The organism is Streptomyces sp. PU-14G (genome assembly GCF_041028275.1).
GTDB lineage: Bacteria > Actinomycetota > Actinomycetes > Streptomycetales > Streptomycetaceae > Streptomyces.
The window spans coordinates 1-11,033 of record NZ_JASKYT010000214.1; the positions used below are offsets into that span (position 1 = coordinate 1).

Here is an 11,033-nt window from a genome sequence, read left to right on the forward strand (position 1 = left end):
GCTTTGCCGGGTCGGGGGGGGGGGGGGGGGGGGGGGGGGGGGGGGGGGGGGGGGGGGGGGGGGGGGGGGGGGGGGGGGGGGGGGGGGGGGGGGGGGGGGCCCCGGGGCCGCGACGGCGCCGCCCCCGTCCGCCTCCCGCTCCCGCCCCGGGAACAGGCCGACGCGCGCGGCTGGATCGAGGTCCGGCTCAGCCGAGAGAACAGCCCCTCCCTTCCCGAGGCCCGGTGGGACGCCTACGTCGAGCGCACCTCGGACGGCAGGAGCAAGCGGGTCAGGGCCGAGCGGGTGGAGACGGCCCGGCTGTTGAGCATGCCGGCACCGGTGAACGCGGAGGGCATGCTGGAGCCGCGGGTGCCGTATGTGACGGAGGACGGCTGTCTCGCTGTCCGGGTCTGGTCCCGCGCCCAGCACGCGGAGGTCACCGACCTCGCGCGCGGCGAGCACGGCTACACCCTCACCGCACGGTTGTACGGACAGGCCGTCGCGCCCGAACTGTCCCGGCGCACCGTCGAGCTCTCGGGCGGGCCTGTGCTGGTGGCGGTGGCCCGCGGAAACCCCCGGCAGTCGTTCGAGTTCCCCGGCCGCCAGGGCACCGAGGCCGACGCCGTGGAACTGGAAATGCCCTACGAGCTGCCCGCGGCCTTCGCCGACGGCGCGGCCGAAGGGGTGTGGGACCTGTGGCTGCGACCGGGGCTCGGCCCCGACCGGGTACGGCTGGGGCGGGTTCTGGGCGACCTCGCCGACCGCAAGAAGACGGACGTCACCCCGCGCACCCGGCTGGGTGACAGCAACCTGGCCGTGCAGTTGTACTTCTCGCTCAACAACAACCTGGTCCTCACCCTCAAGACGCTGGCCGGGCCCACGGCCGAGGAGCACACCCCACCGGCCACCGCGCAGCACGTCGCACCGGCCACCGCACAGCACACCCCACCGGCCACCGCGCCCCGCACCGAGAAGGACGCGCGGCAGCAGCGGGAGGCGGCGACAGGACAGCCGCAGGGAGCGGAAGGGCCCAGGGGCGCGGCGGAGCAGCGTCCCGGCCGGGCGGCGGAGCAGCGTCCCGGCCGGGCGACGGAGCAGCGGCCCGGCCAGGCGGCGGAGCAGCGGCCCGGCCGGGCGGCGAGCGCTCAAGGCCGCTCGTCCTCACCGAGCGCGTCCGCCAGCGCCTGACTCCGCTCCCTCTCGTCCTCGGCCTCCACCTCGCCCTCCGCGTCCAGCGGCTGCTTGTCCACCGCGCGCACCCTCTCCTCGCGCGCCTCGGCCTCCTGGACCAGCGCCTGCACCGCCCGGTTGAAGCGCACCAGGGACGGCGGTTCGGCCGGCCCGAGCAGCCGGACCTTCAAGGCAGCGCGCGCGGGGGCGAGGGTGTCCTCCTCCGGATGGCGCACGGTGCGCAGCAGCCGGTCGATGCCCGTACCGTCAGGGCCGAGGATGGTGGCGGCACGCACGGTGGGGCAGGCCGCCCGGAAACCGTCGTCGTCCAGGCCGCTGGTGTTGGCGACGGCGTACGGCTTCTCGCTGCTGAGGTAGTCGGAGACGACGGAGGAGACGTCGGAGACCAGCACATCGGCCTCGTTGAAGCAGCAGAACAGCCCCGGTCCGTCACCGGTGACGATCAGATGCCGCCGGGCGGGCTGCGCCGCCCAGTACGCCTCCTCCCACGCCCGCGCCGCCTCCTCGACCTCCCGGGCACGGCCGGGTCCGGGCGCCGACTGGCGCAGCATCCGCTCCACCTCGTCGGCGTGCCGGCCGAAGTCCACCCGGGTGAGCTTCCGCAGCTCGGCGGTCGCCTCCTCCAGCGCCGCCTGCGCCTCGGGGCCCGGCTCCCCGCCGTCCCGCCCGGCGTTCGCCTGCTGGATCAGCGCGCGGATGCGCCGGTCGGCCTCGCCCGCGCGCGGGTCGACGGTGCCGGTCATCGGGTGCGGCTTGTACAGCAGCCGTACTCCGGGGTCGGCCAGCAGTGCCGAGACGATCGCCTCGCCCGCCACCAGCACCGAGGTGTTGCCCGGATCGTCGGTGAAGCCCTCCCAGGTCGGCGCGTACAGCACGGTGAGGGGGCCGTCGCGGCCCACGGGCCCGCGGGTGCCCGCGGCCTCGATGGGCGCGAGCTGCGGGCGGCCGACCTCGACCACGTCCTTGTCCTCCACCCCGATGTGCGCCAGCGCGTACCGCTCGCGGGCGGCCTCGCCCGCGACCCACACCTGGTCGTAGGCCTTGGCGTAGGGGTTGCAGGAGGAGAGCTTGTCGGACTCGCCGTGGTTGATGAAGGCGTGCTTGAGGGTGGGGATGCGCAGCACCTGCGAGGTCTTGCCGGAGTTCGCCGGGTGCAGCAGCACCTTCAGCGTCGAGTGCTCCAGCCTCATCAGGTGCGACACCTTCGGAACGCACAGCACGGGCACGTCCGTGGGGGCGATCTTCTGCACCATGAACCGCTCGCGCAGCACGATCACGGGCCGGCCGTCCAGCTCGGCCAGCGTGCTCAGCCACATGTTCGCCTGGTAAGCGGAGGCGTTGCCGCCGGAGAAGTACATGCCCACCGTCGGCCGGTACTCCGCCAGCCACGCGTCCAGCCAGGCCAGCGCCTCCGCCTCACCGGCCACCCGCTTGCCCGGCAGCAGCCAGGTGGCCAGCCAGGCGATGCCGGCGAGCATCCCGGCGCAGCAGCACGAGGCCGCCAGCAGCGCCCACAGCGGCTCCCCCGTCGCGGCCGACGCGCTCATCCCCGCCGTCAGCACGGCCGCCACGCCCAACAGGCGCACCGTCGCCCGGTGCGCGAACAGCGCCGGTGGCGAGGGAGTGAGCCCGAGGGCTGAGGCATCGATGTTGCGGGTGACCACGGGCAGCCGTCTGCGGGCGCGCACCGCCCCGGCGACCGCCTGGCACAGGAAGTGCAGGGCCCAGCACGCCAGCACGGCCCCCAGCAGCGGCGCGGTACTGCCCGGGCCGAGAACACCGAGCCGGCCCAGACCGCCCAGCAGCAGCGCGTCCCGGAGCATCTGCCGGACGGCGGGGGTGAACTGCGCCCGGGCCAGCCGCCGCTCCGTGCCGCGTGCGTGGTGCGGCAGCAGCACGTCCGTCAGCAGGCCCAGCGCCGCACCGAGGACGACGAGGGCCGCGCCGGCCCCGGCGATGCCCGACACCTGGAACAGGTAGCCGGCGGCCAGCAGGCCGAGCGCGCATCCCGACCTGGTGCGCTCCCGCATCCGGCGGACGCGCTGCTGCCGCTCCCGCGCGGCCTCGGCGCTGTGAGCCGCGCCCGCGTCCGCGTCGTCCACCTCAGCCACGCCCTCCACCAGCCCGCCCATTCCTGCACGGTAAGCAGCGCGGCAGGCGGCCCGCGCGCGGTGGAGGGCCGAACGCGTGACCGCCGTGCCGGGAGGGACGCCCCTCCCGGCACGGCGGTCAGCAGCGAGTCGCCGCGGCGGGCCTCAGCGGTTGCTGCGCAGCAGCGTGCGCATCGTCCGCATGGCCACCGACAGGTTCGCCAGGTCGAACGTCTCCGAGGCCTGGATCTCGTCCAGGGTTCCCCGGGCGCGCACGAGGATGGCGCGGTTCTTCTCCTCCCACGCCTCGTACCGCTGCCCCGGCGTGTCGGCGCCGTTGCCCGCGGCCAGCACGTCGGCCACCAGCAGCTGGTGCGCGGCGTACAGGTCCTCGCGGATGGAGGAGCGGGCCATCGACTGCCAGCGGTCGGCCCGCGGCAGCTCGCTGACGCGGCCCTGGAGCTGGGTGATGCCCAGCCGGTCGGCGAGGTCGAAGTAGACCTCGGCGACGTCCATCAGCTCCTTGCCCATGCGGTCCGCGACGGCGACCACGTCCAGCGTGGAGAACGCCGCGGCCGACCCCGCGATCCGCTGCGCCAGCTCGGCGGGCACACCGGCGCCCGACAGCTTGTCGTACACCCGCTGGTGCCACTTGAGGTCGTCGCCCTTGAGCAGCTTGGGCAGCTCCGCCCAGACCGTCTCCACCCGCTCGGAGAACAGCTCGATGGTGTCGGCCAGCAGCAGCGGCTGCGGGCGGTTGTTCAGCAGCCAGCGCGTACCGCGCTCGACGAGCTGCCGGGAGCGCAGCCGGATGTCGGTGAGCACATTGGCCGCGACCTGGTTGTCCAGCGACTCGACCTCGTCCCAGATGTCACCCAGCCGGAAGATGGCGCGCGCGGCCGTGTGGGCGCGCACGATCTCCTCCGTCGAGGCCCCCGACTCCTCCTTCATACGGTGCACGAAGGTGGAGCCCGCCACGTTCACGGTGTCGTTGACCAGGACGGTCGTGACGATCTCGCGGCGCAGCGCGTGCGCCTCGATCTGCTGTCCGAAACGCTCGCGCAGCGCCTCGGGGAAGTAGCAGTACAGCAGCCGCTTCAGGTAGGCGTCGTCCGGCAGCGACGTGGCGATCAGCTCGTCCGTCACGTTGATCTTCGTGTAGGCGAGCAGCACGGCGATCTCCGGCTGGGTCAGCCCGTCGCCGTTGTTCAGCCGCTCGCGGATCTGCCGGTCCGTGGGCAGGAACTCCAGCTGCCGGTCGAGCTTGCCCTCCTTGGCCAGCCTGCGCATCTGCCGCTGGCTGGCCAGCAGCAGGCTGGGGGCCTGCGCCAGGGAGTTGGACAGCGCCGCGTTCTGCGCGTAGTTGTTGCGCAGCACCAGCTCGCCGACCTCGTCCGTCATCTGGGCGAGCAGCTTGTTGCGCTGCTTGACGGTCATGTCGCCGTCGGCCACCACGGAGTTGAGCAGGACCTTGATGTTCACCTCGTGGTCGGAGGTGTCCACGCCCGCGCTGTTGTCGATCGCGTCGGTGTTGATCCGCCCGCCGCCCGCGGCGAACTCGATCCGGCCCAGCTGGGTGCAGCCCAGGTTGCCGCCCTCGCCGACGACCTTGACCCGCAGGTCCTGGCCGTCCACCCGGATGGCGTCGTTGGCCTTGTCGCCGACGTCCGCGTCGCTCTCCGTCGACGCCTTGACGTAGGTGCCGATGCCGCCGTTCCACAGCAGGTCGACGGGGGCCGTCAGGATGGCGCGCATCAGCTCGGCGGGGGTCATCTTCGTGACGCCCTGCTCGATGCCCAGCGCCTCGCGCACCTGCGGGGTGATCGGCACCGACTTGGCGCTGCGCGGGTGGACGCCGCCACCGGCCGAGATCAGCTTCGTGTCGTAGTCCGCCCACGAGGAGCGCGGCAGCTCGAACAGGCGGCGCCGCTCGGCGTACGAGGGAGCCGCGTCCGGGTCGGGGTCGAGGAAGATGTGCCGGTGGTCGAAGGCGGCCACCAGGCGGATGTGCTCCGAGAGCAGCATGCCGTTACCGAACACGTCGCCCGACATGTCACCGACGCCGACGACGGTGAAGTCCTCCGTCTGGGTGTCGTGGCCCAGCTCGCGGAAGTGCCGCTTGACCGACTCCCAGGCGCCGCGCGCCGTGATGCCCATGCCCTTGTGGTCGTACCCGGCCGAACCGCCGGAGGCGAACGCGTCGCCCAGCCAGTAGCCGTAGGAGTTCGCCACCTCGTTGGCGATGTCGGAGAAGGTGGCGGTGCCCTTGTCGGCGGCGACGACGAGGTAGGTGTCGTCCTCGTCGTGCCGCACCACGTCCTTGGGATGCTCGACCTCGCCCGAGACCAGGTTGTCGGTGACGTCCAGCAGGCCCGAGATGAACGTCTTGTAGCAGGCGATGCCCTCGGCCTGCCACGCGTCGCGGTCCACGGCCGGGTCGGGCAGCTGCTTGCCGACGAAGCCGCCCTTGGCGCCGACCGGCACGATGACGGTGTTCTTGACCTCCTGCGCCTTGACCAGGCCGAGGATCTCCGTGCGGAAGTCCTCACGCCGGTCCGACCAGCGCAGACCACCGCGCGCCACCTTGCCGAACCGCAGGTGGACGCCCTCGACGCGCGGCGAGTACACCCAGATTTCGTAGGCGGGGCGCGGCGCCGGCAGGTCCGGGATCGCCTGCGGGTCCAGCTTCATCGACACGTAGGTGTGCGGCTTGCCGTCGCCGGCCAGCTGGAAGTAGTTGGTGCGCAGGGTGGCGGTGATGACGGTGAGGAAGGAGCGCAGGATGCGGTCCTCGTCCAGGCTGGCGACCTGGTCCAGCGCCCCGGTCAGCTCCTCCAGGATGCCGTCGATCAGCTCGTGCCCCGCCCGCCTGCGCGTCGGGTCCAACCTGGCCTCGAACAGGCTGACGAGCAGCCGCGTGGTGTGCACGTTCCCGCGCAGCGTGTCCTCGATGTACGCCTGGCTGAACGTCGAACCCGCCTGCCGCAGGTACTTCGCGTACGCGCGCAGCACCATCGCCTGCCGCCAGGTCAGCCCGGCGGAGAGCACCAGCGCGTTGAGGCCGTCGTTCTCCGCGTGGCCGGTCCACACGGCAGCGAACGCCTCCTGGAAACGCTCCCGCGTCTCCTCCTCCAGACCCCGCTGCCCGTCCGGCATCCGCAGCCCGAAGTCGTAGATCCACGCGTGCGACCTGTCCGCGCAGCGCAGCTCGTACGGGCGCTCGTCCACCACCTCGACGCCCATCGCCTGCAGCCCGGGCAGCACGGCCGACAGCGAGACGGGGCTGCCCGTACGGTAGATCTTGAAGCGGCGCTCCCCCGGAGCAGCCCCCACCGGCTCGTACAGGCTCAGCGCGAAGTCGTCCTCCGCACCGCCGCGCACCAACTGCTCGATGTGCTGGAGATCGGCCACGGCCGCACGCGGCGAGAAGTCCGCCTTGTAGCCCTCGGGGAAGGCGTGCGCGTACTTCTGCGCCATCTCGGCGGCCTGTTCCTCGCCGCACTCGGCGACCAGCGCCTCGCTGAAGCCGTCCGCCCACGAGCGCGCCGCCTCGGCCAGCCGCGTCTCGATGCGGTCGACCTCCGCATCCGTCAGCTCCCGCAGCTCGGCGCCCGTCCGCACCCGGATCACGAAGTGCAGCCTGGAGAGCACCGACTCGGTGTTCCAGGCGGTGAAGTCGACGCTGGTGCCGCCCAGTTCCTCGGTGAGGATGTCCGTCAGCCGCAGCCGCACCCCGGTCGTGTAGCGGTCGCGCGGCAGGTAGACCAGCGCCGAGTAGTACCGCCCGTACTCGTCCTGGCGCAGGTACAGCCGCAGCTTGCGGCGCTCTTGGAGGTAGAGGACCGAGGTGACGATGGAGCGCAGCTCGTCCGCCGGCGTCTGGAACAGCTCGTCGCGCGGGTAGGTCTCCAGGATCTGCAGCAGGTCGCGGCCCGCGTGGCTGTCCGGGGTGAACCCGGCGCCGTCCAGCACCTCCGCGACCTTCCGCCGGATGACCGGCACACGGCGCACCGACTCGGTGTAGGCGGCGGAGGAGAACAGGCCCAGGAAGCGCCGCTCCCCCACCACGTTGCCCTCGGCGTCGAACTTCTTGACGCCCACGTAGTCCAGGTACGAGGCACGGTGCACCGTCGAACGGCTGTTCGCCTTGGTGAGCACCAGCATCCGGTGCTCACGCGCCTTGGCCCGCGCGTCCGCGGGCAACCGGTTGAACGACGGCGAGACCGGGTGCCCCTCGTCACCCGACTGGTGCGGGTCGGACCGCAGGATGCCCAGACCCGTGCCGGGCAGCGGCGTGAGCGTCAGCTCCTCGCCCTCCACGGCACCCTTGCCGTCCTGGGAGCCCTTGCCGGTCCTGGCGCTCTTGCCACCCTTGGCGCCCTTGCCGCCCTTGGAGTCCCCGCCGCCCCTGCCGCCCTGGCCGCTCTCCGCGTCCAGCTCGTACTCGCGGTAGCCGAGGAAGGTGAAGTGATCATCAGCCAGCCAGCGCAGCAGCTCACGCGCCTCGTCGACCTCCTCCCTGGGCAGGTCGTCGGTCGGCTCCTCGGTCAACTCGTCCGCGATGCGCAGCGCCGCGCCCCGCATCTTCTGCCAGTCCTCGACCGCCTCCCGCACATCCGACAGGACCCGGCGCAGATCCGCACCGATCTGCTTGAGGTCCTCCCGATCGGTCTCACGGTCGATCTCGACGTGGATCCACGACTCCACCAGCGCGTCGTGCGGCAGCTTCTCCCGCTTCTCCTTCGCCTGGCGCTTCCCTCGCTCCTGCGAAGCCGCCCCCGCCTGCTGCGCGGCGTCGGCCTGCTGGGCGGCCACGTCGTCACGGCCGACGGACAGGACCTCCAGCAACTTCCCGGCCAGATCCCGGCGCACCACCATCTGCGGGTGGATCACGACATGGATGCCACGGCCCTGCCGGGAGAGCTCGTTGGTGACCGAGTCGACCAGGAACGGCATGTCATCCGTCACGACCTCGATCACCGAGTGCGTGCACGAGAAGCCGTTCTCGTCGATCGACGGCGAATACACCCGCACATTCGCCGTGCCCTGCGGACGCTCCTGCGCGAGACGGTAGTGGGCGAGTGCACCGCCGAGGATGTCGACCGGATCACGGTCGGTGAGGTCCTCCGGCGCCGTGTGCAGGTAGTACCGCTGGAGATACGCGCCAAGGGCGTCGTCCTGGGGGCCGTGGAGGCCCCGCACCGGATGGCGCCCCTGGGCCGGGCTCTGTTCAGCCACCCGCGCGGCTTCCGCCAGCCGCTCGGCTTTTGCTTCTTCCAGCTTGCTCTGCATGTCCTCTGGCTCCTGTCGCGCGCCGTTGCGTGACGTCGGGATGGAATAGGCACGGCGCCGGAACACGGGGTGTCCGCACGGGTCCGCCACTGTGCCGGGAGAGACGACCAGCGGCGCCCCGCGCGCGGTCACGCGGGGGGCGCTGAACGGAGCGGCGCCCGCGGGCAGACCCTCCGATGGATATCGCGCTGATCACGTAGGCAAGGCTATCGCTCCTCGGCACCTTCGCGTCATGGCCCTTATGTGTACAAAAAGGGAGACCGAAGAGATCGTCTTGGCCCTTTCGGACAGCTTCCGGCCGCGTGCCGCCGCACTGCGGCCACGGTCCGGCTCGCAGGGGCCGGGCCGTGACAAGAGCGGGCAAACTCTCGGCAAAACGGCGGTCGCCGGACGCTTCACCACAGACGCTACCCCCTCGCCGTCGCTTCCTCGTCGCCGTCGCCGACGCCCGCCGCCTTCGGGCGACCCCCGGCCCCGACCCTGCGGGCGCGCCCGTGGGCGTCTCCGCGGGCGTTCCCGGCGGGGCGCGGGTCCTCGGCTCGGTGGGCGGCCTCGGCGGCCTCGTGGGCCAGGCGCTCCGCCGTCTCGACCGCCTCCCGCAAGGTGTCGACGACCGGCACCCCGGCCTCCTCCAGGCTGGCCCGGCTGTGCGAGCCCCCGGTGAACAGCACCGCGTGGGCGCCCGCGTGGGCCGCCGCCAACGCGTCGTCGACCGCGTCCCCGATCACCACGGCCCGGCTCGGCTCCACCCCCCGCAGCGCGGCGAGATGCCGCACCATCTGAGCGGCCTTGCCGCCCCCGGACGGGCCGACCGCCCCGTCGACCCGCAGGAAGTGCCCGTCGATGCCGTACGTACGCAGCAGCGGCAGCAGCCGGTCGTGCGGCGCCAGCGAGCACAGCGACTGGGTGTGACCCGACGCCTGCCGCGTCGCCAGCAGCTCCGCGGCGCCCTCGGCCAGACCCGCACCGGCGATGCGGGCCCAGTAGTGGCGGTGGAACGTCTCGTCCATGATCTGCCACTCGCTGCCGGTGGGCATCCTGCCGAACAGCCGCTCGTAGAAGCGCGGCACCGGAACGCAGTACAGCTCCCGATAGCGCTCCAGCGTGATCGCCGGGAAGCCGAGCTCGTCGAACGCGGCGTTGGTCGCCTCGAGCACGGTGTGGATGTCGTGCAGCAGCGTGCCGTTCCAGTCCCACACGATGTGCGCGGACCTCAGGGTGCGCCGGCCCTGCTGCGGTTGCTGTGGTTGCTGCGGCTGTTGCGGTTGCTGCCCCAAGACCATGCTTCCGACCGTACGGGGGAGCACTGACAACGCGACAGGGCAGCGATCGGTCAGGAAATCAGGGCGGGGATCTCCTGAGTGGCGAACCACAGCAGCTCGTGGTCGTCGGCGCCGTCGACGACCGCCTGCGCCCTCTCGTCGCCGCCCGCGGCTGCGGGCAGGGCCTCGACCGCCGCCGTCACCGCCTCCACCGCGTCCTCCGCGTCGAGATGGACAGCCGCGGCCTTGGACATCGGTACGGCAGCGGTGAGGCGTACCCGGCCGACGGAGGCCGCGTCCTCCTCGCGCTCGCTACGGCCGTCCACCCCGTCACGCTCCTCGCTGCGCACGAGAGCGTCGGGGGCCTCGGCCACCACGACGACGCGGCGCCGACCGGCTCCGGCGTCCCGCGCCAGCGAGCGCAGGGAGGCGGAGGCCGCCAGGCCCAGCGCGGCGTACTCCAGCTCCTCCTCATCCTCGGGGTTCTCGGAACCCCACCACGCGCGCAGCCCTGCAGTGACCGCGTACGCATCGAAGGGGGCCGGTCCCAGCTCGCCCGTACCGTGCGCCTGGCTCAGTGCGGGCAGGGTCAGAGGGACATAGACACGCATGGCTGCCGCTTTCGTGTATCGCCGGGAACCGTCTGCCCGTCAGCATACGGGCAGCCGAGGAGGCCCGCGTCGGCGAGCACCCGCGCAAACCCGCAGGTAGACGCGTGGCGGCGTCAACCTTGCTACGCGATCTCCTCCTGATAGGGGAATTTCCCCAGCCCCTTCCCGGGCTCCGCCGCCTCATTGCCGTACGGCTCGCCCCACGGCTACAACCATTGCCATCCGCCGGTTACTGACCGGTATCGCGGTCCGTCCCTCGCCGGCGGACCCGGCAGAACCTGCCCACACGTGACCTCCACGGGGGAGCCCATGACAACGCCCGTCTCCGAGTCCGCGTCCGGACGCCAGCCGCGCCGACGCACCCCACGCTCCGCCCCGTCCAGGCCACCGACGCGGCGCGACAGCCGCAGGCCCGCCGAGTCGGCGCTCCGCGCCGCCGCCCACCGCGCACGCGAACGGCAGCCCCCGTACTGGTTCGCCCGCCGCCTGCTGCTCGTCCTCAGCGGACAGTGCCCTGTCCACACACTCCTCGGCCACGCCACGGACGAGACCTACGAACGGCTCAGCGCCCTCGCCCCCTCGGCCCCGCTCCGCCCCCGGGGCAC

General features: G+C 72.6%; 4 protein-coding genes and 2 pseudogenes. 2 read left to right on the forward strand and 4 right to left on the reverse strand.

All coding sequences use genetic code 11. The features are described 5' to 3' along the window. The first annotated feature begins 309 nt into the window (after nucleotides 1–309). Entirely contained in the window at nucleotides 310–1,170 is an 861-nt protein-coding gene (locus AB8Z75_RS22625; RefSeq protein WP_369204831.1) for a hypothetical protein, read from the forward strand. On the opposite strand, the gene AB8Z75_RS22630 is transcribed toward AB8Z75_RS22625, so the two are convergent. The 4 genes and pseudogenes from AB8Z75_RS22630 to AB8Z75_RS22645 form a co-directional block, all read right to left on the reverse strand. Continuing rightward, nucleotides 1,128–3,305: a hypothetical protein gene (locus AB8Z75_RS22630; RefSeq protein WP_369204833.1), complete on the reverse strand. Its 2,178-nt coding sequence runs from the start codon at nucleotides 3,303–3,305 to the stop codon at nucleotides 1,128–1,130. The genes AB8Z75_RS22625 and AB8Z75_RS22630 overlap by 43 nt on opposite strands. A 123-nt stretch (nucleotides 3,306–3,428) precedes the next feature. After that, nucleotides 3,429–8,555: an NAD-glutamate dehydrogenase gene (locus AB8Z75_RS22635; protein ID WP_369204835.1), complete on the reverse strand. Its 5,127-nt coding sequence runs from the start codon at nucleotides 8,553–8,555 to the stop codon at nucleotides 3,429–3,431. A gap of 566 nt (nucleotides 8,556–9,121) precedes the next feature. Further along, nucleotides 9,122–9,754 (reverse strand): annotated as a pseudogene (locus AB8Z75_RS22640) (HAD family hydrolase); the annotation flags it as partial. Between the two features lie 134 nt (nucleotides 9,755–9,888). Continuing rightward, a complete protein-coding gene (locus tag AB8Z75_RS22645; protein WP_369204837.1) occupies nucleotides 9,889–10,428 on the reverse strand; it encodes a hypothetical protein in 540 nt (179 codons plus the stop codon). 309 nt (nucleotides 10,429–10,737) lie between these two features. On the opposite strand from AB8Z75_RS22645, the pseudogene AB8Z75_RS22650 reads away from it, so the two are divergent. Beyond that, nucleotides 10,738–11,033 (forward strand): annotated as a pseudogene (locus AB8Z75_RS22650) (hypothetical protein); the annotation flags it as partial.